Source organism: Kitasatospora sp. NPDC052868 (assembly GCF_044547105.1).
GTDB lineage: Bacteria > Actinomycetota > Actinomycetes > Streptomycetales > Streptomycetaceae > Kitasatospora.
In genome coordinates this window covers 352,941-375,125 of record NZ_JBITZW010000007.1, presented here as the reverse complement: position 1 = coordinate 375,125, position 22,185 = coordinate 352,941, and the positions used below count along the sequence as shown (strand labels likewise).

General features: G+C 73.6%; 15 protein-coding genes. 6 read left to right on the top strand and 9 right to left on the bottom strand.

Going from position 1 to position 22,185, the window contains the following annotated elements; all coding sequences use genetic code 11:
• Positions 1-70 precede the first annotated feature (70 nt).
• Both ACIGZJ_RS15325 and ACIGZJ_RS15320 read right to left on the bottom strand, forming a co-directional pair.
• Positions 71-865, bottom strand: coding sequence for a spermidine synthase (locus ACIGZJ_RS15325; RefSeq protein ID WP_396457673.1), 795 nt, complete (start codon positions 863-865; stop codon positions 71-73).
• Between the two features lie 89 nt (positions 866-954).
• Positions 955-1,911 carry an alpha/beta hydrolase gene (locus ACIGZJ_RS15320; protein WP_396457643.1) on the bottom strand — a complete coding sequence of 319 codons (957 nt, stop codon included), beginning with the start codon at positions 1,909-1,911 and terminating at the stop codon, positions 955-957.
• Between the two features lie 209 nt (positions 1,912-2,120).
• Between ACIGZJ_RS15320 and ACIGZJ_RS15315 the strand changes: the two genes are divergently transcribed.
• Positions 2,121-3,533, top strand: a complete 1,413-nt coding sequence (locus ACIGZJ_RS15315) for a selenium-binding protein SBP56-related protein (protein ID WP_396457642.1) — start codon at positions 2,121-2,123, stop codon at positions 3,531-3,533.
• A gap of 128 nt (positions 3,534-3,661) precedes the next feature.
• On the opposite strand, the gene ACIGZJ_RS15310 is transcribed toward ACIGZJ_RS15315, so the two are convergent.
• The 4 genes from ACIGZJ_RS15310 to ACIGZJ_RS15295 all read right to left on the bottom strand — a co-directional run bounded on the left by ACIGZJ_RS15310 (position 3,662) and on the right by ACIGZJ_RS15295 (position 14,345).
• Positions 3,662-4,099, bottom strand: a complete 438-nt coding sequence (locus tag ACIGZJ_RS15310; RefSeq protein ID WP_396457641.1) for a nuclear transport factor 2 family protein — start codon at positions 4,097-4,099, stop codon at positions 3,662-3,664.
• 114 nt (positions 4,100-4,213) lie between these two features.
• Entirely contained in the window at positions 4,214-5,434 is a 1,221-nt protein-coding gene (locus ACIGZJ_RS15305) for an FAD-dependent monooxygenase (protein WP_396457640.1), read from the bottom strand.
• Between the two features lies 1 nt (position 5,435).
• Complete coding sequence (locus ACIGZJ_RS15300) at positions 5,436-12,674, bottom strand: amino acid adenylation domain-containing protein (RefSeq protein ID WP_396457639.1); 7,239 nt, start codon at positions 12,672-12,674, stop codon at positions 5,436-5,438.
• A gap of 699 nt (positions 12,675-13,373) precedes the next feature.
• Complete coding sequence (locus ACIGZJ_RS15295; RefSeq protein WP_396457638.1) at positions 13,374-14,345, bottom strand: helix-turn-helix domain-containing protein; 972 nt, start codon at positions 14,343-14,345, stop codon at positions 13,374-13,376.
• A gap of 147 nt (positions 14,346-14,492) precedes the next feature.
• Between ACIGZJ_RS15295 and ACIGZJ_RS15290 the strand changes: the two genes are divergently transcribed.
• Positions 14,493-15,644, top strand: a complete 1,152-nt coding sequence (locus ACIGZJ_RS15290) for an NAD(P)-dependent alcohol dehydrogenase (RefSeq protein WP_396457637.1) — start codon at positions 14,493-14,495, stop codon at positions 15,642-15,644.
• A gap of 100 nt (positions 15,645-15,744) precedes the next feature.
• On the opposite strand, the gene ACIGZJ_RS15285 is transcribed toward ACIGZJ_RS15290, so the two are convergent.
• The 3 genes from ACIGZJ_RS15285 to ACIGZJ_RS15275 all read right to left on the bottom strand — a co-directional run bounded on the left by ACIGZJ_RS15285 (position 15,745) and on the right by ACIGZJ_RS15275 (position 17,792).
• Positions 15,745-16,176 carry a DUF6114 domain-containing protein gene (locus ACIGZJ_RS15285; RefSeq protein WP_396457672.1) on the bottom strand — a complete coding sequence of 144 codons (432 nt, stop codon included), beginning with the start codon at positions 16,174-16,176 and terminating at the stop codon, positions 15,745-15,747.
• A 38-nt stretch (positions 16,177-16,214) separates the two neighbouring features.
• Positions 16,215-16,880, bottom strand: a complete 666-nt coding sequence (locus ACIGZJ_RS15280) for a DUF6230 family protein (RefSeq protein ID WP_396457636.1) — start codon at positions 16,878-16,880, stop codon at positions 16,215-16,217.
• Positions 16,881-17,018: 138 nt separating this feature from the next.
• Positions 17,019-17,792 (bottom strand): TetR/AcrR family transcriptional regulator, encoded by a 774-nt coding sequence (locus tag ACIGZJ_RS15275; RefSeq protein WP_396457635.1) that lies wholly within the window; start codon positions 17,790-17,792, stop codon positions 17,019-17,021.
• A 384-nt stretch (positions 17,793-18,176) separates the two neighbouring features.
• On the opposite strand from ACIGZJ_RS15275, the gene ACIGZJ_RS15270 reads away from it, so the two are divergent.
• The 4 genes from ACIGZJ_RS15270 (at position 18,177) to ACIGZJ_RS15255 (ending at position 22,043) form a co-directional block, all read left to right on the top strand.
• Complete coding sequence (locus ACIGZJ_RS15270; RefSeq protein WP_396457634.1) at positions 18,177-18,845, top strand: Tat pathway signal sequence domain protein; 669 nt, start codon at positions 18,177-18,179, stop codon at positions 18,843-18,845.
• Positions 18,846-19,056: 211 nt separating this feature from the next.
• Positions 19,057-19,926, top strand: a complete 870-nt coding sequence (locus ACIGZJ_RS15265) for an AAA family ATPase (RefSeq protein WP_396457633.1) — start codon at positions 19,057-19,059, stop codon at positions 19,924-19,926.
• The gene (locus ACIGZJ_RS15260) at positions 19,923-21,383 is read left to right on the top strand and encodes a VWA domain-containing protein (protein ID WP_396457632.1); all 1,461 of its coding nucleotides are present in this window, start codon (positions 19,923-19,925) and stop codon (positions 21,381-21,383) included. The genes ACIGZJ_RS15265 and ACIGZJ_RS15260 overlap by 4 nt, the downstream gene beginning before the upstream one ends.
• A 477-nt stretch (positions 21,384-21,860) precedes the next feature.
• A complete protein-coding gene (locus tag ACIGZJ_RS15255) occupies positions 21,861-22,043 on the top strand; it encodes a thiazolylpeptide-type bacteriocin (RefSeq protein ID WP_392932732.1) in 183 nt (60 codons plus the stop codon).
• Positions 22,044-22,185 lie beyond the last annotated feature (142 nt).

Here is a 22,185-nt window from a genome sequence, read left to right as displayed (position 1 = left end):
GGCCTTGGGAGGCCGGAGCGGCGCCAGGGCTCGGGCTGGGGACTCAGGCCTCGGGCCCCGGCCCCGGGCCTCAGCCGATGCTGAAGGCGCCGTCCGGCGGGGGCGGGGAGTCGGTGGCCGAGGCGTCCGTGACCGGGGGCGTGCGGCCGACCAGGGCGGCCAGGTCCGGGCCCTCGGTCAGCCGGGCCGGGAAGATGTCGGCGGCCAGCCGGCGGCTCAGGTCCGCCACCGGAAGCGGACGGGCCGAGCCCACCAGCAGGATGTTCCCGTAGCGGCGGCCGCGCAGCACCGGGGCCTCGGCGATCAGGCAGGTCTCGGGGAAGACCGCGCGCAGCGTCGCCGCCTGGGCGCGGGCGAAGGCCAGCGGCGGTCCGTCGGCGAGGTTGGCCGCGTAACAGCCGTCGGGCCGCAGGGCGGTGGCAGCGAGCCGGAGGAACTCGGTCGAGGTCAGGTGGGCGGGGGTGCGCGAACCGTGGAAGACGTCGGCGACCACCAGGTCGAGCGATCCGGCGGGCACCGCGGCGAGCGCGGCGCGGGCGTCGGCGACCTCGGTGGTGATGTCCGCGCCCGGTGCGCGCCAGGGCAGGTGTTCCTCGACCAGCGCGAGCAGCGGCCCGTCGACCTCGACCACGTGCTGCCGCGAGCCCGGCCGGGTGGCGGCCAGGTAGCGCGGGACGGTGAGCGCGCCGCCGCCGAGGTGCAGGGCGTCGAGCGGCCGCCCGGCCGGGGCCAGGGCGTCGGCCAGGTGGCCGATCCGCTGGGTGTACTCGAACTCGAGGTGGGTCGGGTCGGCGAGGTCGACGTAGGACTGCGGGGTGTCGTCCAGGGTGAGCAGCCAGCCGCCGTCGCGGTCGATGTCGGGCATCAGCTTCGCCCACCCGAGGTCGGTCCGCCGCCCGACCGGCACCGGCTCCTCGTCCTCGGAGGCACCGGCCCCTTCGGAAGCCGAGGAGGTCACGCGGACACCGGCAGGTAGGCGCCGAGCCAGCGGTCGAGCTCCTCGAACAGCTGGGCGCGCGCCGCCTCCCCGGACAGCACGAGGTCGTGCATCCCGCCCTCGATCCGGACGGTCGTGACGTGCCCGCCCAGGCGCGGGGCGAGCGCGGCGATGTCGTCGGCGCGCAGCACCGCGTCGGCGTGGTGCAGGGCGGCCTGCCACTTGGTGGTGGCGATGGAGGAGGTGGAGGCCATCAGCAGGACCGGGCAGTCGATGCCGAGGCCGCGGCGGACCTGACGCTGCCCGCGCTGGATGGCGGCCAGCCAGCCGGCGTACAGCGGGAAGCCCTCGGCGGGCTTGAGCCTCAGGTCGAAGTCCCAGCTGCCGCGGTGGTCCCGGTGCAGGCTGTGCACGTAGTGCGGGTTGAGCGTGGAGGGCAGCTTGCGGGTGGCGGCGAGGCGCCCGATGGCCTCCACGGCGGGGGCGCCGATGGCCCGCACCGGGGCCGCGGCCGGCAGCGAGAGGAACGGGCTGTTGAGGAACAGTGCGTCGACCACGCCGCGGCCGGCCCGGCGGGCGGTCCACAGGGCGGTGACCAGGCCGCCGGTGGAGTGGCCGTTGACCAGCAGCCGGGTGTGCCCGTCGACCTCGCGGATGATCCGGACGGCCTCGTCCAGCTCCTCGTCGTAGGCGGCGAGGTCGCGGACGAAGTTCGGCGACTGGTGCGGGCGCAGCGACCGGCCGTACTTGCGCAGGTCGAGGGCGTAGAAGGAGTAGCCGAGCCCGGCGAAGTGGTCCGCCAGGTGCGTCTGGAAGAAGTAGTCCACGTAGCCGTGCACGTACAGGACGGCGCGCGTGCTGCCGGGGACGAGTCGGCGGACGAGGGTGGCGTTGACGGCGCCCTCCTCGTCGGGGGCGAGCGTCAGCTCGGCGGCCTCGTAGGGGGCGCCCAGGATGTCGGTTCGGAACTCCACGGGCCGACTGTACTGGCTGGGTGCCCGCCGCCCGGGCTTCGGCGGGGCGGTCGGGGTGTGATGCCCGCCATGCGTTCACGGCCTTGCGGCGGGGCGGTCGGGCGGACCCCCGCCCGCTCCCGGTGCGCCTGCTGTGCGCCCGTGATCCTGTGGAACGCTACCGGAACCACTGTCACTCCCCTGACGTAAAAGGCGAGTTGAGGAGTCACATGACCACGGACCACCACCCGCGGCACACCGATCCGTCGCTCTACCGCTCCCCCGCCGAGGCGATCGCGGCGCCACCGGAGAAGCTGGCCTACGTCGCCGGGTTCGACCGGTCGGCGCAGCGGCCGGACGCGCTGCTCACCGTCGACGTGGATCCGCAATCCCCCGACTACGGGCGGGTGCTGAACTTCGCCGAGCTGCCGACGCTCGGCGACGAACTCCACCATTTCGGCTGGAACGCCTGCTCCAGCGCGCTCGCGCACGCCTGCCACGAGAACCCGGAGCGGCGCTACCTGCTGTTGCCGGGGCTGCGCTCGTCGCGCCTGCACGTGATGGACACCCGGCCGGATCCGGTGCGCCCGCGGCTGGTGAAGACGGTCGCGGCCGAGGAGCTGGCGGCCAGAGCGGGGTACTCGCGCCCGCACACGCTGCACTGCGGGCCGGACGGGGTCTTCCTGTCCTGCCTCGGCGCGGCGGACGGGGACGGGCCCGGCGGGGTGGCGCTGCTCGACCACACCACCTTCGACGTGCTGCGGGCCTGGGAGACGGAGCGCGGGCCGCAGAACTTCGCCTACGACGTGTGGTGGCACCTGGGGAGCAATGTGGGCGTCACCAGCGAGTGGGGGACGCCGTGGATGGTCGAGGACGGGGTGGTGCCCGAGCTGCTGCTGGGCCGCAAGTACGGTCACGCGCTGCACTTCTGGGAGCTGGACTCGGGCCGGCACCTGCAGCGGGTCGACCTCGGGGACCAGTACCAGATGGTGCTGGAGCTGCGGCCGGCGCACGACCCGCAGGCGGAGTGGGGGTTCGTCGGTGTGGTGGCGAACGTCGAGGACCTCTCCTCCTCGGTCTGGCTCTGGTACCGGGACGGTCCGGCGTTCACCGCGCGCAAGGTGATCGAGATACCGGCCGAGCCGGCCAAGGCCGAGGACCTGCCGCCCGCGCTGCAGCCGTTCGGCGCGGTGCCGCCGCTGGTGACCGACATCAACCTGTCGGTGGACGACCGCTGGCTGTACGTCTCCGCCTGGGGCACCGGCGAGCTGTTCCAGTACGACGTGTCGGACCCGTTCCACCCGCGGTTGGCCGGCTCGGTGCGCCTGGGCGGGGTCGCGGCGAGGACGCCGCACCCGGCCGAGCCGGGCCGCCCGCTGAGCGGGGCGCCGCAGATGGTCGAGATCAGCCGGGACGGGCGGCGGCTCTATCTCACCAACTCGCTGTACGGGGCCTGGGACGACCAGTTCTACCCCGACGGCATCGAGCCGTGGATGGTCAAGCTGGACGCGGACACCGACGCGGGCGGGCTCGCGGTGGATCCGCGGTTCTTCCCGCACGGGGAGGACTTCCGCGGTCTGCGGGTGCATCAGACCCATCTGGCGGGCGGCGACGCCTCCTCGGACCCCTACTGCTTCCGCTGAGCGGGCGCCGCCGGCTCTGCCGTCACCCCGGCCGGCGTCACCCCGGCCGGAGGCTCCGGACGGGGTGACGGCGTGGTGGCGCCGGGACCCGGGTGGCAGGGCGGCCGGGTGCGGGCGCCACCCGGGGCTCAGGCCGCGCCCTCCCGGACGGCGGGCTCCACGCCGATCGCCCGCGCGAAGTTCTGCGTGTCGAAGTACTCGCGCATGCCGGTGATCCGGCCGCCGCCGAGGGTGAAGACCGCGACGATGGGGTTGTCGAACGGCGTGCCCTGCCTGGTGACGGAGCTCGACACGCACTCGATCACCACGTGGCCCGCCTCGGCGATCACGTTGCGGACCTCGATGGAGTACTCCGCGTCCGGGTCCAGCAAGGCCGTCATCTCGGTGAAGAAGCCGGTCAGGACCTTCTCCCGGCCGGTCCAGGTGCCGGAGATCGGGAGGTCCCCGGCGATCCAGTACTCGACGTCCTCGGCGAGGACCTCCAGCACGGTGGGGATGTCACGCTCCCGCAGGGCGCGCAGGTACCGCAGGACGACGTTCTTCGAGTCGGTGGCGCTGTCGGTCATGGGGGTTCTCCTTCTGCTTCGGTCGGTTGATTCGGTCGACGTGGCTGTCGTGGCTGTCGTGGCTGTCGCGGCTGTGGCGGTTGTCGCGGCTGTCGTGCCGTGGCCCGGTGGCTCTCAGCGCCGGACGAGGTCCGCGGCGGGGGCCTGGCCGGCCGGGACGCCGGGGTAGGCGAGCGCCTTCTTCATCGTGAGCGTGAGCAGCGAGCTCGGGGCCAGCCGCAGGTAGGCGTTGCGGAGCAGCCGGGGGACGGCACCCTCCAACTGCTCCATGCCGGCCATCTGGTGCGAGGTGTTGACCATCCACTTGGCGCGCGCCCGCCGGGTGTCCTCGTAGCGGCGCAGGGCCTGTGCCGGGTCGCCCGCCGAGGCCAGGCTCTGTGCCAGGACCACGGCGTCCTCCATTGCCGAACTGCCGCCCTGGGCGAGGCTGGGCAGCATCGGGTGGGCGGCGTCGCCGAGCAGGGTGACCGGCCCGTCGCCCCACTGCTCCAGGAAGGGGCGGTCCTGCACGGCCACGGCCATGATGTCCTGCTCGGGCGTGACCCGGATCGCCTGGCCGACCTCCTCGGCCCAGCCCGCGTACGAGCGGCCCAGCTCCTCCTTGCCGCCCTTGCCGCCGACCCACCTGCGGGCGGTCTCGGCCGGCATGTTCTGCGTCGCCCACCAGTAGGTGCGGCCGTGGCCGATGTCGTGGATGCCGAAGCGCTTGCCGGCGCCCCAGTAGTGGCCGCTGTACCCCGTGACCATCCGCGGGTGGGAGAACGGGGTGACGGCCATCCAGGCGATGAAGCCGCTGTAGCGCGGCTCCCCCTCGGTGGCCCCGGTCAGCTGGCGGCGCACCACCGAGTGGATGCCGTCGGCGCCGACGAGCACGTCGCCGCGGGCCTCGCGGCCGTCCTCGAACCGGACCCGGACCCCGTCGCCGTCGTACTCGTAGCGGGTGGCGACGGCCCCGAGCGTGATCGGGCAGTCTCCGGCCGCCTCCAGGAGTGCGGCCTGGAGGTCCCCGCGGTACAGGCACACGCTGGCGGCGTTGTTGAGCACCTGGTCGAGCTTGCTGTGCGGCAGCGCGAAGAGCCGGCGGCCGTCGGGGTGCATGATCTCCAGGTGTTCGACGCCCTGTCCGAGGCGGTCGAGTCCGAGGTCGATCCCCAGGGTGCGCAGCGCCACCATGGCGTTGCTCCCGACCGAGATCCCGAAGCCCGCCGGGCGGAGCTCGCCGGCCCGCTCGTACACCTCGACGTCCAGTCCGGCGCGGCGCAGCGCCACGGCGGTGGTCAGGCCGCCGATTCCGGCCCCGATGACGAGGGCCTTCAGCGGACGCGTTCCAGTCATGTCAGTTCTCCCCGGGTTCGGTGGGCCGGTCGGCCCGGTCGGTGCGCAGCACGGCGGTGATGGCCGCGGCGATGTCCTGGACGTACGGCTCCTCGACGACCTGGATGTGGTCGCCGGGAACGGCGATCGTCTCGATGCGGCCGGTGGTGAGGCGCTGCCAGCCGTTCGTCGGGTCCCGGTACTGGCTGCCGGCGATGTCGTGCACCGGCTTCAGCACCTCGGGCAGTGAGCCTTCGGCGCGGATCACGGTGATGTCCTGCGCGATCGTGTCCGGGCGGTTGCCGACCAGTGCCTCCCAGTTGGCCTGGAAGACGTCGAAGAGCCTGCGCAGCGCGGCGTCCGAGTCGCCCGGCTTCAGGAGGCCGGTGCGGATCGCCAGTCGGGCGATGTGCGCGAAGGTCTCCTCCTCGGTGTCGAACTCCCGGAAGTCCTCGGCGGGGACGTCGCTGCCGCCGCCGAGCCAGAGCATCTCCCAGAAGAACCAGGTGAGCAGGGACTTGCCGCCGACCAGGCGGCCGCCGTCGGGGCCGAGCGCGATCGAGTCGATCATGATGAGGTGTGCGACCTCCTCACCGGACCGCTTGAGCTGGACGGCCATCTCGAAGGCCACGATCCCGCCAAACGACCAGCCGCCGAGGGCGTAGGGGCCGTGCGGCTGCACCCGTCGCAGCGCCTCGACGTAGCTGCGGGCGAGTGCGGGGACCGTCCTCAGCGGTTCGCTGCCGGCCTCGCCGCCGGCGGCCTGCAGTCCGTACAGCGGCTGCTCCGGCGACAGGTGCCTGGCCAGCGGGACGTAGCAGACCACGTTGCCGCCGGTGGGGTGGACGAGGAAGAGCGGCGGGCGCGAGCCGCTGCCGCGCAGCGCCACCAGGGGGTCGAAGGCCGCCGGTGCCGTCTCGGTGGAGCGCAGCCGCTCTGCCAGGTCGGCGACGGTGGGTGCGGCGATCAGGGCGGAAAGCGGGACGGTCCGGCCGAAGCGCTGTTCGATCCGGACGACGAGACGCATCGCGGTGAGCGAGCTGGCGCCCAGTTCGAAGAGGTTGTCGTGCACCCCGAGGACCGGCAGCTGCAGGAGTTCGGCGGCGATCGCCACCAGGCCCCGCTCGTACGCGTCGGTGGGCGGGGCGAAGGCGACGGCGGCCGTCTGGACGAGCGGCATCCGGCGCAGCGCCGCGTCGTCGCGCTTGCCGCTGGGGGTGAGCGGCAGGCCCGCGAGCCACTCGAAGTGCGCGGGGAGCATGTAGTCGGGCAGCACCGTGCGCAGGTGCCGCTTGACCGCCTCCAGGTCCACCTCGGTCGGCTCACCGACCAGGTAGGCGGCGAGGAAGGACTCGGGCCCGCGGCGCCGGGCGACCACCGCCACCTCGCGCAGGGCCCGGTGGGCGGTGGCGGCCGCGGCTATCGCGAGTTCGACCTCGGCGGGTTCGACGCGGAACCCGCGGACCTTCACCTGCGAGTCCGCGCGGCCGAGGCAGACCACCTCGCCGCCCGGCAGCCGGTAGCCGAGGTCGCCCGTGCGGTAGAGCCGTGCCTCGCCCGGCCGGTAGGGGTGCGGGACGAAGCGCTCGGCGGTCAGCTCGGCCTGGCCCTCGTACCCGTCGGCGAGGCAGCTCCCGCCGAGGTGGATCTCCCCGGTGACCCCCGGCGGCACCAGGCGCATCCGGGAGTCCAGGACGAGTACCTCGGCGCCGTCGATCGCGGTGCCGATGGGCGGGAGCGCGGGGAAGGCGTCCGGCTCGCCCGTCATGCTGAAGTGCGTGACGACGTGCGTCTCGGTGGGGCCGTACTGGTTCTCCAGGAGGACCCCGGGCAGCGCGGAGCACAGTCGGCGGATCTCCGCGGTGACCCTGAGCTGCTCGCCGGCCGAGACCAGCACGCGCAGGCCGCGCGGGACCAGCCCGAGCGCCGCCGCCGTCTCGGCGAGCTGCTGGAGTGCCACGTAGGGGAGGAAGACGCGTTCCACCCGCTGCTCGTCGAGCAGGCGCAGCAGTGTCGCGGAGTCGAGCCGGTCCGCCTCGGCGACGAGTTGCAGGGTGCCGCCGGCGCAGAGGGTGGCGAAGATCTCCTGGAAGGCGACGTCGAAGCCGAGGGGCGCGAACTGCAGGGTCGGGCCGGTGACGGCTCCGCTGGGCACGCCGAGCTGCCAGGTGACCAGGTTGGCCAGCGCGCGGTGCGGCATCGCGACCGCCTTGGGGCGGCCGGTGGAGCCGGAGGTGAAGAGGACGTACGCGGTGCTGTCGGGGGCGATCCGCACCCCGGGGCGCGGCGGGGCGGCCTCGGGCGCGCCGGGCGTGCCGGGCGACTCGGGCTCGCAGAGCGACTCTGCGGGCAGCAGGACGGACCGGTCCTCGACCAGGTCGGCGTGCCGGGCGCCGGCGATCAACCGGAACGGGCGGGCCGTCTCCAGCATCGCCGTCAGGCGTTCGCGCGGGTAGCCGGTGTCCAGTGGGACGCAGGCGACGCCGGCCTTGGCGACGCCGAGGATCACGGCGACGGTCTCCGGCGAGCGGTCCATCGCGATGGCGATCCGGGCGCCCGGTCGGGCGCCCTCGGCGATCAGGCGGTGTGCCACCTGGTCGGCGGCCCGGCCGAGTTCGCGGTACGTCCAGCGCCTCGGGCCGAACGCGACGGCGACGGCCTCGGGGGTGGTGGCGACCTGCTGGTCGAAGCGGGCCACCACGTCGGGCTGCTGATCCACGGGCTGAAGCTCGTCGGGCTGCCGGTACTCGGGGCTGAGGAAGCCGAAGTCGGCGTCCTCGTGGGGGTGTTCGACGAGGCGCCGGAGAATCCGGACGTAGGCCTGGGCGTAGAGACCGGTCTGGGTGGGGCTGGTGGTCCGGCTGTCGGCGTCGATCCGGAGCTGGATGCCGTGGTCGATCGGGTCGACCATCGCGTTGACCATCAGCCGGAAGTTGGTCTCCTCCCAGGTCTGCACCGACTTCAGCTCCACTCCCGGGAGTTGGAGGACGGGTGCCATCACGTGGAAGTGGATGAAGTTGAACGCCGTCTCCACCGGGGCGTCGCCGCCGCGGTCCTGCTGGATGGCGCTGAGCGGGTAGTGCCGGTGGGCGTAGCCGTCCTGCTCCCGGCGGAAGGCCTCGCGGGCCTCCTGCAGCCACGTCCGCGGCGCGGACCCGATCCGGATCGGGACGGTGTTCAGGAACAGGCCCAGGGTGCGGTCCGCGCCGTCCTGTTCGGCCCGGCCGTGGGTGACCAGGCCGGTGCTGATCTCGTCCTGTCCGGAGAGCAGCCGCAGGGTCAGGCAGTGGGCCGCGAGCAGCACCGACTTCACCGGCAGGGCGTGCTCCTGGGTGAACGCCCTGATCCGGCCGCCGAGTTCACGGGACAGGTCGAGTCGGTGGGCGGCCGGGGCGGTCGCGGTGGGCGGTTCGGCGGGCCTGATGTTCTCCAGGCGCAGGACTTCGGCACCCGCCAACACCCCCTGCCAGTACGCTCCGGCGGCCTGCGAGCCCAGTGCGCGCCGCTCGTCGCGGACGTGGTTGGCGGGTGAGGGGACGGGCCCGTCGGCCACGGCGGCGATGCCGGCCCCGAGGGCGTGCAGGTAGTCCTGCAGCAGCTCGCGGATCAGGTTGGCGACGCTGCCGCCGTCGAGGAGCGCGTGGTGGAAGCTCAGCACCGCCTCGACTCCCGACGCCCGCACGTACACCCGCAGCAGGTAGAGCGGCGCCTGCTTGAAGTCGTAGCGGCGGTAGCGCCGTTCCTCGACGTGCCGGAGGATCTCGGCCTCCGCCTCGGCGTCCGGCACCGCCCGCTGGTCCACGATCTCCAGGCCCCCGGGCGCACCGGAGTGCACGATCTGGACCGGCTCCGAAAAGCCGCCCAGGTCCATCGCGGAGCGCAGCGCGGGATGCCGTGCGACCAGCGCGTCGAACGCACCGCGGAAGGCTTCTTCGTCCCACGCCATCGCCAGCGTGTAGCGGAACACGTCGTGGTACATCGCCGAGCGGTCGTCCCGCAGGCTGTGGTAGATCAGGCCCAGTTGCAGCCGGGTCAGCGGGAAGGCGTCCTCGATGCCGGCGGCGCCGCGCAACAGGGCGCGGTCGGCATCGGCGAGCAGCTCCCAGGGGGCGACGGCCGGCTCGGCGCCGTCGGCCGGGTACGCGCGGGAGCGGGCGGCCAGCGCGGCCACCGTCGGGTTCTGCGCCAGGTCGTCGAGCGAGAAGTGCACACCGCGCTGCCCGGCCACGGCCCGGATCCGCAGCATCAGCAGCGAGTCCCCGCCCAGTGCGTAGAAGCTCTCGTGCACGCCGACCGACTCCACCTGGAGCACCTGCGCCCAGACCGCCGCGAGCACCGCCTCGACGCCGTCGCGCGGAGCCGCGGCCGGCGCCCGGCCGCTCCCGGTCGGCGGGGCCGGCAGCGCCCGGCGGTCCAGCTTGCCGTTGGGTGTCAGCGGGAGCCGGTCGATCCGCACGAAGTGCGCCGGGACGGCGAACTCCGGCAGCGTCCTGGACAGGTGCGTGCGGAGGTCCACCGGGTCGACGTCCTCGTCCGCGACGTAGTACCCGACGAGGTGCGTCCCGCGTGCCTCGGACGTCCGGTCGACAACTGCCGCGGCACGCACGCCCGGTACGGCCGACAGGCGGTTCTGCACCTCCCCCGGCTCGACCCGGTTTCCGCGGATCTTCACCTGGTCGTCGATCCGGCCCAGGTACTCCAGGGTGCCGTCGGCGAGCCACCGGGCCAGGTCGCCGGTGCGGTAGAGCCGGCCGCCGGGGGTGAAGGGGTCGTCGCCGAAGCTCGCGCGGGTGAGCTCCGGCCGGTCCAGGTAGCCCCGGGCCACCCCGACCCCGCCGATGCACAACTCACCCGGGATTCCGGCTGGTTGGGGTTCGCCCTGCGGGTCGAGGACATACAGCCGGAGGTTGTCGATCGGGCGGCCGATCGGCACCCGCGCCACCGGGCGGGCGGGGTCGGCGGGGCAGTCGAACCAGGACACGTCGACGGTGGCCTCGGTGGGGCCGTAGAGGTTCACCAGCCTCGGCGCACCGGCCGGGCCGGCGAAGACCCGGTTGAACTGGTCCACCCGGGCCGGGGGCAGGGCCTCACCGCTGCAGAAGACGAACCGCAGACCGTCCGTGCCGCCGAGCAGCTCGGGCGACTCCTCCAGCAGGTCGAGGAACGGGCCCAGCATCGAGGGCACGAAGTGCAGCACGGTGACCCGCTGGTCGGCGATGTTGCGCAGGATCTCCCGCGGGTCCTTGTGGCCGTCCGCGGGCAGCAGCGCCACGGTCGCGCCCTCGACGGCCCACCAGAACAGCTCCCAGACCGAGACGTCGAAGGAGGTCGGCGTCTTCTGCAGGATGACGTCGTCGGCGCCGATCGGGTAGCGGCGCTGCATCCACGCCAGGCGGTTCACCACGGAGCGGTGCTCCACCATGGCGCCCTTGGGGCGGCCCGTCGAGCCGGAGGTGTAGATGACGTAGGCGAGGTCGCCGGCCCCGGAGAGCGGCTCCGGCGCCGTGTCCGGGCCGTGCAGCAGCTCGTCGACGGCGAGCACCCGCGTGCCCTCGGGGACGGGCGGGGCGCCGACCGAGGAGCGGTCGACCAGGACGGCCTTCGCGCGGCTGTCGGCGAGCAGGAACGCGATCCGCTCCTGCGGGTACCCCGGGTCCACCGGGACGTACGCCCCACCGGACTTCAGCACGCCCAGCAGCGCGCAGAGCAGCTGCGGGCCGCGCTCCAGCACGACGGCCACCCGGTCGTCGGGGCCGACCCCGGCCGCGCGCAGCGCCCTCGCGACCTGGTTGGCCCGGGCGTCCAGCTCGGCGTAGGTCGACTCCCCGTCCGCGCCGCTCCCGATGACCGCGGTCCGATCCGGGGTGCGCGCGGCCTGCTGCTCGAACAGGCCGTGCAGCGTCGCCTCGGAGGCGTACGCCACCTGCGGGCCGCGACCGCCGTCGAGCACGGCCTCGCGCTGCGCGGCGGTGAGCAGCGGAAGGTCCCGGGCCGGGACGTCCGGCCGGTCGAGACCGCTGCTGATCAGCGACCGGAGGTGTCCGGCCACCTCCGCGATCGGGAGGTCCTCGTCGAAGACGTCGCACGCGTGGTTGAGATCCACCCGCACCTGGTCGGAGCCCCGGAAGTGGACGACGAGGACGGCCAGCGCGTCCTGTTCGTGAGCGGGCGCGTACCCCGTCCGCTCACGGGACAGGCCCCCGGTGCTCTCGACCCCGGGAAGGCTCAGGAAGGAGATCGTCACGTCGAAGAGCCGGCGCGGCCCGCCGTCGCCCGGGCCCGCGTCCCGCAGCACGTCGCCGAGGGCGAGCCGCTCGTGCGGCCTGAGCATCTTGGTCGCCCCGCTGATCGCGGCGGCGCTCTCGTGGAGCGGCCGGTCGCCCCGGGCGGCGACCCGCAGCGGCAGGGTGTTGGCGAACTGGCCGACCATCTGCTGTTCGACGGCGGTGCGCCGGTTGAGGAAGGGCACGCCGAGGACGACCTCCTCGCCCCGGTGGACCCGGTTGAGGTACTCGCCGAAGGCGGCGGCGACGTAGGCGAAGACCGACGTCCCGCCGGCGCGGATCCGCGCGAGGTCGGCGCTCTCGATCAGGAAGGAGTGCCGGGCGCTGCGCCGGGCGCCGGGCGCGGCCCGCCGGGTGAAGAGTGCGGGCGAGACCCCGTCGAGGTACTGCCGGAAGAAGGCGCGGTCCTGCTCGTGCTCGGCCGAGTGCCGGTACCGCTCGTCCTCCTCCTGGAACCGCTGGTAGGAGGGTGCCGGGAGCTCGGGGACGTCCGCGCCCGTCGCCCGCTCGTAGGCCGCGCGGGCCTGGGTCAGGATGGTGCTCACGCCGTAGCCGTCGGACGCGATGTGGTGCGCCTTCGCGACGATGTGCACGGTGTCCGCGGCCTCCCTGAGCAGGGTGGCCTCGAACAGCGGGCTGCGCAGCAGGGGCATCGGGCGGTGCAGCGTGGCGTCGATCCAGTCGCGGCAGGCGGCGGCGGGGTCGGGGCCCGCGCTGAGGTCGACCAGCTCGATCCCGGGAGCGCCGGACTCCGTCCACTGGACCGGGGCGCCGTCGACCTCGTCGATCCTCAGCCGGAGCGCGTCGTTGCGCAGGACGGTGTGCAGCAGGGCGGCCCGCAGGGCGTCGACGTCCGGATTTCCGACGAGCCGTTCATGGGCGATCACATTGAACTGGGGCAGGTTGTCGGTGTGCGCGTCGGCGGCCCAGACATCCCGCTGGTAAGCCGTTAACGGAAATACTGCTGACCTCGTCATTGATGGCCCCCTTGAGCTGTGGTGTGACGCGGTGAAGTCGGGTCGGCGCCGGCCGGACGGCACGGGGCGCATTCGGTGAAGGCGGTCGCCGGGAATTCCGCAGAAATATCGCCGGGCGACGCGGAACGGATCGCACTTCGGCGGCCGTCACCGGGGCCGCGGATCCATGGTGATGAACCGGCACGCGCCTGCCCAGGGCGGCGGAGCGGCCGGTACCCGGGGCCTGGCGCGGGCTTCGAAGCACTCCTGTTTCGAGCGCCCTTTTTCCGAGCACCCTTTTTCTGAGCGCCTTGCGAGGAGTTTTCGGCAGGCCGGAAGGAGCCCGGTGGTGCCACCGACCCGGGAAGACCGGGACCTGCTAAGCGAAAATCGAGAAACTCACTGTGGCCCCCGGCAACTGGCACGACGGATATCGCGGCTCACCCCGTAACAGCGGACCCCCGCGACCGGAACCCGTGCTATTCGCCCAATCACCGGGCTGGTCCGGAGCCTATCCGGGGCCGCCGGAGGGATGCAACGAATTCGGCCCCCTATGCCTGGCGGCACCGGCCGAATCCCTACCGGACCTCGGGCAATCGGATGCATTGGCCGACGTCCAACCATGTATTGGCTCCCGTCCAACCTACCGTTGCCGCCACCCGAACCGGCGGAATCGGCCGCGTGACGGGGGTGGCCCCCCTACCGGCCGGCTGTCGACCCCTATCGTGCCGAGCCCGCTGCGGACGGCCCGCTCTGCGGGGAGTGGTCCGTCGCGGATTCGGCGGCCTGGCCCCGGTCGCCGGGCCCGCCCGGCCCGCCCGGCCCGCCGGTCGCGGCGGTCGCGCCGGTCGCGGCGGTCGCGGCCCAGCTCGCCAGCAGCCGCAGCGACTCGGCCGAGGTCGAACCCGGCTCCGCGTGGTACGTCACCAGGACCTGGTCGAGGTCGCCCGCCGGGCGCAGCGTCTCGTACTGCAGGGTCAGCCGGCCGACCACCGGGTGGTGCAGCTCCTTGGTGCCGTGCCCCTTGTCCCGGATGTCGTGGGCGGCCCAGAGCCTCCTGAAGTCCTCGCTCTTCAGGGAGAGTTCACCGATCAGCGAGGCCAGCCGGGGGTCGTCCGGGTCGCGTCCGGCGTCCAGCCGCAGGATGCCGACCACGTCGGTGGCCTTGCCCTCCCAGTCGGTGTACAGCTCGTGCGCCGCCGGGTCGAGGAAGACGTGCCAGGCCATGTTGCGCTGCTCGGCCGGCATCGCGGAGAAGTCGCCGCCCAGCGCGTTGCCGAGCCGGTTCCAGCCGATGATGTCCAGCCGCCGCCCGAGCACGTACGCGGGCACGCCCTCCATCGCGTCGAGCAGTTGCTGGAGGGCCGGCCGGACCCGCTGCGGGCGGGCGGCGGCGCGGGCCGGCCGGCGCCGGGCGGGCTTGGTGATCCGGTCGAGGTGCTCGCGCTCGGCGGGGGTGAGCCGCAGGACCCGGGAGATCGCGTCCAGGACGGCGGCCGAGACGCTCTCGCCGTGGCCCTGTTCGAGGCGGGTGTAGTACGCGGTGCTGACTCCGGCCAGCATGGCGAGCTCCTCGCGGCGCAGTCCGGGCACCCTGCGGCGGCCGCCGAGGTCGGGCAGGCCCACGTCCTCGGGCCGCAGCCGGGCGCGACGGGAACGGAGGAACTCGCTGAGTTCGGTGCGCTGGTCCATCCCAGCAGTATGCGGGCGGTCGTCCGGGCGAGGGTGATACCAGCGGTGGTACGCACGGCGGACGTACGCGGGCGCCTGGTACGGACGTGCTGCGTACGTTGATCCCTGGTCTGGTTGGGCCGTCCCGACCGGCGCAGCCTTGAGCACATGACGAACACGACCACCACGAGCAGCACGATCGCTGCGAGCACGACGAGCACCACCGGCACGACGGGCACCACCGGCGCGACGGGCACGGCCGGTTCGGCGGACACGACCGGTGCGCGGACCGTCGCCGCGTACGCGGCCCCCGTGCCGAAGGCCCCGCTGGAGCGCACCGTCATCACCCGCCGGGCGCTGCGCGAGCACGACATCCTGATCGACGTCCGGTACACGGGCATCTGCCACTCCGACATCCACCAGGTCGACGAGGACTGGGGCGACGGCATCTTCCCGATGGTGCCCGGCCACGAGATCGCCGGCGTGGTCGCCGAGGTCGGCCCGGGCGTGACCCGCTGGGCGGTGGGCGACCGGGTCGGGGTCGGCTGCTTCGTCGACTCCTGCCGCGAGTGCGACAACTGCCGGGCCGGGCTGCAGAACTACTGCACCGGGATGGTGTACACCTACAACGGCGTCGGCCGCGACGGCGCGCCCACCCACGGCGGCTACTCCGCACAGCTGGTGGTGGACGAGGAGTACGCGCTGCGCATCCCCGACGCGCTGGCGCTGGACGTCGCGGCGCCGCTGCTCTGCGCCGGGATCACCATGTACTCGCCGCTCACCCACTGGGAGGCCGGCCCGGGCCGGAAGGTCGCGATCGTCGGCCTCGGCGGGCTCGGCCACATGGGGGTGAAGATCGCCCGCGCCAAGGGCGCCGAGGTCACCGTGCTCAGCCAGTCGCTGCGCAAGCGGGAGGACGGCCTGCGGCTGGGCGGGCACCACTACCGCGCCACCTCCGACCCGGCCACCTTCACCGAACTGGCCGGCACCTTCGACCTGATCGTCAACACCGTCTCCGCCGATCTCGACCTGAGCGCCTACCTCGGCCTGCTGCGGACCGGCGGGACGATGGTCCAGGTCGGCGCCCCGTCGAAGCCGGTCTCGGTGAACGCCCACGCGCTGCTCACCGGCCGCAGGTCGCTGGCCGGTTCGATGATCGGCGGCCTGCCGGAGACCCAGGAGATGCTGGACTTCTGCGCGGCCCACGGGATCGGCGCCGAGATCGAGCTGATCACCGCCGACCGGATCAACGAGGCGTACCAGCGGGTCCTGTCCGGCGACGTGCGCTACCGCTTCGTGATCGACGCCTCGACGATCTGACGCCCTGCGGCGTCAGATCGTCGGACGTCGGTCACGGCGCCCCGGCCCCGGTGCTCTCCCATCACCGGGGGCGGGGCGCCGCTTTCGTGGCCCGGCCCGTTCACGCCCTGGCCGGGCCCGCCTTGGTCCGGGCTGCGCGGTCGCGCAGCCACCGGCGGCGCGGGGGCTGGTCGGGCAGCCACCCGAAGGTGAGGCAGCTGCCGAGGACGCCGAGGATCATCCCGAGCAGGAAGCCGCCCAGGTTGGAGGTGACCCAGCTGCCCAGCGAGCCCAGCACGGCGAGGATCGAGTAGAACAGCCGCTGGGCGGGGTTGAAGAGGATCAGCACCCCGCAGATCGTCATCACGGCCGGTACCAGGTAGCCGGCCAGCCCCTGCATCCCGATGTGCAGGACGACGGGCAGCGGGGCCCGCAGGGTGAAGAGGATCTCCGCGCCGCCCAGCAGTACCAACAGGCCTCCCCAGAAGGGGCGTCGGCCGCGCCAGCCGCGCCAGCGGCCGAGTACGGTCGGGCCGGGGGTCGGCTCGGCCACCGGGGCGGCCTCCGCGTCGGGTACGGGTTCGGCCACCGTCAGCAGCCCTCGCTGCTGAAACTCAGCCGCAGGTTGGGCAGTTTGAACGTGCCCGCGGTGGTGGCGTAGTTGTGCTGCCGCAGGTTGCGGACGACGACGGTGTCGGCCTGCTGCCCGAACACCCCGGGCAGGCCCTGGACGCCGGCCTTGGTGTAGGTGCTGGCGTCGCCGCCGATCTCGATGTTGGTGAAGGCGGCGTCACCGGTGAAGACGTCGGAGTCGGTGGTGAGGTCGGTGGCGGTCACCGGGGTGCCCGCGTCACCGGCCCTGATCAGCAGGTTGATGCCGCCGAGGTCGACGCTCTGGCAGAGCTTGGTCAGCGAGGCCTGCTTGATGGCGGAGACGGCGACGAGGACCTGTCCGCCGGTGTCCCCCTCGTTCGGGCTGCCCTCGATCATGTGGTCGAGGCTGCCGAACTGCTCGAAGCCGACGCCGTCGAGGCTGTCGGCGGTGACGGTGAACGGCATTCCCGAGATCGCGAACTGGGCGCCTATGACGCCCTGTGCGGTGAGGGTCATCAGGACGGCGCCGGCGGCGAGGGCCGGGACGGCCATCAGCGCGGTGCGCCGCAACCTGACCCGCCCCCGGGCGTGGGCGGGTGAAGCGGGCGAGGCGGGCGAAACGTCGCCCTCGGACGTGGGGGCTGCGTCATCGGACGTGGCCATAGGTGCTCCCTCGGGTGGTGGGGACGGGCACGTACTGGCACGTTGTCCTGGCGCGGACAGCGTCCTGCGGCCCGACCGGTGCGACCGCCCCTCGGCAGCGGGGCGGGCCGGTCGGACCACAGGTGGATATTCAGGAAGCTACTGCCCGGTATCCGACGGGTCAATACGGGTGCACGAAGGATCATCGTCCTTACCCGGCAAGCCCGTTGGGGCCGGTGGCGCCAGCCGTCGGGCGGCCTCCGCCGGGCCGAGGAACGGCGCCAGGCAGAACAGGCTCAGCACGGGGAGCAGATCGGGCAGTTCGGCCGTCCGCCGACCGTCGACGCAGCGGTAGAGGGTGGCGTAGACGCCGCCGACCACCGAGTCCACCAGTGCCTGCGCCGCCACCCCGCCGGGCGGAGCGGGCACCTCGGCGAAGAACGCCCGGAAGCGGGTGAGCAGTTGCTCCCGTTCGCGGCGCCCGGCCGGCCCGACCGCCTCGATCTCGATCACCGCCATGGTGGCGAAGGCCGGGACGACGGCCAGCAGGTCGAGCATCGAGCGCAGCGCTTCGCGGATGCCGGTGCACCAGTCCGGTGCGGCGGCGAAGGCCGCCGCCATCCGGCGGATCACCACGCCGGTGCCGTGCCGGTGGGCGGCCAGAAAGGCATCCTCCTTGCCGCTGAACAGCTCGTAGAAGACCGGCCTGGTGACGCCAGCCGCCCGGCAGATGTCGCTCACCGTGGCGTGCTGGTATCCGTGTTCGGCCACCGTGTGCACCAACCCGTCGAGCAGGCGCTCCCGTTGGGTGGCGGCGACCACGTCGGGCGGCAGCCGGCTCGGGCCGCGCTTGATCGAGCGGGCCGGGTCGCGGCCGGTTCTCGCGCCGGGCAGCAGCAGCGCCTCGGCGCTCTGGACGGGGTTCGGATCCATCGCCAACTCCTGTGCACTGTATTGACATTGAGGCAAGGGCTGGTTTACAACACTCGCAGGTTTCCAATCCGGTGGCATCGGCCCTCCGGAAACCTCCACGCGTTCCGGCTGTCCAGTATGGCGAACGCATGCCCGGCGGTGGCAGCCGTCGACGTGCACCCCACTGCACCTCACCGCACTCCCCGCGCCCTCTGCACCTTCCGCACCCGGCGCACAGCAGCACCTACCGCACCCCGTTTGCCGCCGTACGGGCGGGCCCGTGGCGCCGGGCCCGCCGAGTCGCGTACGCCTCGTTCCACACCCGTCACCCGCCCGGCCGGCCGATGCCGCGGGCCCGGTCCACGGGACCCCCACCCGGCTCCCCACGGAGAGAGGCACCCCCTCATGCGCATCCGCCGCACCCTCGGCACCGCGGCCCTCGCCGCCCTTGCCCTGGCCACCGCCGCCGTCACCCCCGCCCAGGCCGCCGCCCCCGCCGTCCTCACCTACGGCGCCCCCGGCGGGACCGCCGCCGCCGTCGGCGACGTGCTGACCGCCGACCTCGTCCCGGGCAGCTACGCCGCCTTCTACTCCAGCGCGACCGGGACGAGCGGCATCAAGTGCGCCGTCTCCTCCTTCTCCGCCACCGTCACCTCGAACCCGGCCGCGCCGGGCGTCGCCGTCGAGCAGCTCAACAGCCACACCTTCGGCTCCTGCACCGCCAACGTCATCGGTGTGACGAGCGTGCAGAGCGTCACCGTCAACAACCTGCCGTTCACCAACGCCGTCAGCGACAGCGCGGGCAGCCCGGTGACGCTCAGCCCGACCGCCGGGCCGCTGCAGACCACGGTCGTGCTGAAGACCATCCTCGGCACCATCACCTGCGTCTACCGCGCACCCGGGAGCATCTCCGGCACCACCAGCAACACCGCCCAGACCATCGGCTTCGCCTCCCAGGTGTTCAACAAGTTCTCCGGCCCGAGCACCTGCTTCGCCGCCGGGTACTTCACCGCCACCTACGGGCCCGTGCTGGACACCTCCGTCGCGGGCAACCCGCACATCTACGTCAACTGACCGGACCGCCCGGTCCTGGTTCGGGCGCACGCCCCCGGCACCCCCGGCGGGCGTGCGCCCTGCCGCGCGCGAACGCCCCGGGCCGAGCACCGCCCCGGGCCGAGCACCGCCTCGGACGCCCCGGCCCCGGCCGCCCCGCCCCCCCGGGACAGCGATGTGACTCGCCGGTAGGGTGCTGCGGACGGACACCGCGACGGGGAGTTGAGGGCTGATGGGCGACGGGACGGGATTCTTCGAGTCGGTCGAGGACGCGGCGGCGAAGCTGGCCGAGGAGGGATACCTGGCGTCCACGGCGGTGGCCACCACCGTGTTCCTGGCCGACCGGCTGGGCAAGCCGCTGCTGGTCGAGGGCCCGGCCGGCGTCGGCAAGACCGAACTGGCCAAGGCGGTGGCCGCGATCGGCGCCGCCCGGTTGGTACGGCTGCAGTGCTACGAGGGCATCGACGAGGCCCGCGCGCTCTACGAGTGGAACCACGCCAAGCAGCTGCTGCGGATCACCGCCGGCCGGGACGAGGACTGGGACCGGGCCCGCACCGACATCTTCGGCGAGGAGTTCCTGCTCACCCGCCCGCTGCTGACCGCGATCCGCGGCGACGAGCCGACCGTGCTGCTGATCGACGAGATCGACAAGGCCGACGTCGAGATGGAGGCCCTGCTGCTGGAGGTGCTCAGCGACTTCCAGGTCACCGTCCCGGAGCTGGGCACCATCAGCGCGACCCGCCGCCCCTTCGTCCTGCTCACCTCCAACGCCACCCGCGAGCTGTCCGAGGCCCTGCGCCGGCGCTGCCTGTTCCTCCATCTGGACTACCCGGACGCCGAGCTGGAGCAGCGGATCGTCCGCCTCAAGGTGCCCGGCCTGGACGCCGCCCTGGCCGAGTCGCTCGTCCGGGTGGTCGGCGCGCTGCGGGCGATGGAGCTGCGCAAGGCGCCGTCGGTGGCGGAGACCATCGACTGGGCCCGCACCCTGCTCGCACTCGGCGCCGACACCCTGGACGAGGCGGTGGTGCGGGCCAGCCTCGGGGTGATCCTCAAGCACCAGGACGACGTCCTCCAGGCCGCCCAGAAGCTCACCCCGGCATGAGCCCGGCCCCCACCGGAGGAACGACGGGCGCCGCCGCAGGAGCGACGGGCGGCACCCCCGCCCGGCTGACCGGCTTCGTCCGGGCGCTGCGCGGGCACGGCCTGCGGATCGGGCCTGCCGAGACCGTCGACGCGGCGGCCGTGCTCGACGTGCTCGGGCTGGCCGACCGGGAGCAGATGCGTGCGGGGCTCGGCGCGGCGCTGCTGCGCGGCGAGGGCCAGCGCGCGGTGTTCGACGCCACCTTCGACCTGTTCTTCCCGCTCGGCGTCGGCGACCCGGAGTCCGCCCGGGTCGACCCGGCGCCGGGCGGGCCGCGCCAGGGCGAGCCGGAGCACGGCGCCGCGCCCCGCGATGCGCGCGAGGACCTGCGCGAGCGGATCGCCGACGCCCTCGCCGCCGACGACCGGGCCGCGCTGGCCCGGCTGGCCGGCGAGGCGGTGGCGGCCTTCGGGCGGTACGGCTCCGGCTCCACGCCGACCTCGGACGGCTGGTCCGCCCACCAGACCCTGGGCCGCCTCGCGCCCGAGACCCTGCTCGCCCGCGTCCTGGCGGCGCTGCGCGAGGGGGCCGCCCCGGACTTCACCGACCGCCTCGCCGCCGACGAGATCCGCCGCCGGATCCAGCTGTTCCGCACGATGGTCGGCACCGAGGCCCGCCGCCGGGTGGCCGAGCTGCGCGGCACCGAGCGGATCGCCGAGCGGGCCATCGCCCCCAGCCCCGACCGGATCGACTTCCTCGCCGCGGGCCGTGACCAGCTCGCCGAACTTCGCCGCACCGTCCACCCGTTGGCCCGTAAGCTGGCCACCCGGCTGGCCGCGCGCCGCCGCCGGGCCGCCCGCGGCCAGATCGACCTGCGGCGCACCCTGCGTCGCTCGCTGTCCACCGGCGGGGTACCGCTGCGGCCCGCGTACCGGCGGCGCCGACCCGCCCGGCCGGAGATCGTGCTGCTGTGCGACGTCTCCGGATCGGTGGCCGGTTTCGCCGACTTCACCATGCTGCTGGTCCGGGCGATGAGCGACCAGTTCAGCAAGGTCCGGGTGTTCGCCTTCGTCAACCGCACCGCCGAGGTGACCGACCTGGTCACGAAGGACGGCGCGGACCCGGCCCGGCTGGCCCGGTCCATCCTCACCGGAGCCAAGGTGATGGGCTACCACGGCAACAGCGACTACGGCTCGGCGCTGGGCGAGTTCGCCGAGCGGCACCTCGACGCGCTCGGCCCGCGGACCAGCCTGCTGATCCTCGGCGACGCCCGCAACAACCACCGGGACCCGAACCTGCCCGCGCTGCGCGCGGTCGCCGGCCGGGCCCGCCGGGTGTACTGGCTCAACCCGGAGGCGCCCGCGCTGTGGCGTACCGGCGACTCCGCCGCGGCCGCCTACGCGGAGGTGGTGGAGATGCACTCCTGCCGCAACGCCCGCCGGCTGGGCGAGTTGATCACCCGACTGCTGCCCGTCTGACCGCGGCCCGGACCGGACGGCGGTCGGGCACGGCGGCTTGCGATCCGCTGCCGACTGACTGATTACCTATCGCCCGGAGCCGTCCGGGCGATCCGCCCTACCCCGCCGGCGCAACCGCGGCGCAGGCCCCGGACGGCTCAACCGTCCCGTCCCGCAACGCCCTTGGGAGCCGCCCCGCGCCGGTACGTGACCTGGGGGCATACCGAGCCCAAGGCCGACGGCGGCGGGTTCCCGGCGCGGCGGGAGCCCCGGCCGTCCGCCCTCCGGGGCCGTGGCAACGGCGCTGCGGGGCGCTGCGGAGGCAACCGGCCAATCTGTCGAGCCGCTCTGCCGGGGCTCTAACCGGCCGCCCTAGACTCGCCGACAGGCCGCCGGGAACCCCGGTCCGAGCCACTTCCACCGGACTACCGGCATGCCCCGACCCATCCATCCCGTCAGGCGCATCTCGGCCTCGACTGCCTACCAAGGGAGTACACCATGTCCGACATCACCGCAGACCAGGGCTTCGACCTGCAGGACCTGGACCTCAGCGAGCTCACCGTCACCGCGCTGCGCGACACCGCCGCGCTGCCCGAGAACGGCGCCTCCTGGGGCTCCTGCTCCTGCCAGGCCTCGTCCTCCTGTGCCCAGCAGAACATCATCGCGGACGTCCAGATCTGACGTACCGTCACAGCAGGTGGTCATCAGGGCGCTTGACCGGGCGCAGTCCTCGCCCCCGAGGGACCTGACCCCGATCGGCTGACCGCCACGGCGTCGCGCGACGGCGCAGCGCCGCACGCCCTCCAGGCACAGCGCGTCCCCG

Coding starts and splice junctions, on each gene's coding strand:
- ACIGZJ_RS15325 (WP_396457673.1), bottom strand. CDS start 865: ATGCCCGACATCGACCGCGACGGCGGCTGGCTGCTCACCCTGGACGAC.
- ACIGZJ_RS15315 (WP_396457642.1), top strand. CDS start 2,121: ATGACCACGGACCACCACCCGCGGCACACCGATCCGTCGCTCTACCGC.
- ACIGZJ_RS15310 (WP_396457641.1), bottom strand. CDS start 4,099: ATGACCGACAGCGCCACCGACTCGAAGAACGTCGTCCTGCGGTACCTG.
- ACIGZJ_RS15305 (WP_396457640.1), bottom strand. CDS start 5,434: ATGACTGGAACGCGTCCGCTGAAGGCCCTCGTCATCGGGGCCGGAATC.
- ACIGZJ_RS15300 (WP_396457639.1), bottom strand. CDS start 12,674: ATGACGAGGTCAGCAGTATTTCCGTTAACGGCTTACCAGCGGGATGTC.
- ACIGZJ_RS15295 (WP_396457638.1), bottom strand. CDS start 14,345: ATGGACCAGCGCACCGAACTCAGCGAGTTCCTCCGTTCCCGTCGCGCC.
- ACIGZJ_RS15290 (WP_396457637.1), top strand. CDS start 14,493: ATGACGAACACGACCACCACGAGCAGCACGATCGCTGCGAGCACGACG.
- ACIGZJ_RS15280 (WP_396457636.1), bottom strand. CDS start 16,880: ATGGCCACGTCCGATGACGCAGCCCCCACGTCCGAGGGCGACGTTTCG.
- ACIGZJ_RS15275 (WP_396457635.1), bottom strand. CDS start 17,792: ATGGATCCGAACCCCGTCCAGAGCGCCGAGGCGCTGCTGCTGCCCGGC.
- ACIGZJ_RS15270 (WP_396457634.1), top strand. CDS start 18,177: ATGCGCATCCGCCGCACCCTCGGCACCGCGGCCCTCGCCGCCCTTGCC.
- ACIGZJ_RS15265 (WP_396457633.1), top strand. CDS start 19,057: ATGGGCGACGGGACGGGATTCTTCGAGTCGGTCGAGGACGCGGCGGCG.
- ACIGZJ_RS15260 (WP_396457632.1), top strand. CDS start 19,923: ATGAGCCCGGCCCCCACCGGAGGAACGACGGGCGCCGCCGCAGGAGCG.
- ACIGZJ_RS15255 (WP_392932732.1), top strand. CDS start 21,861: ATGTCCGACATCACCGCAGACCAGGGCTTCGACCTGCAGGACCTGGAC.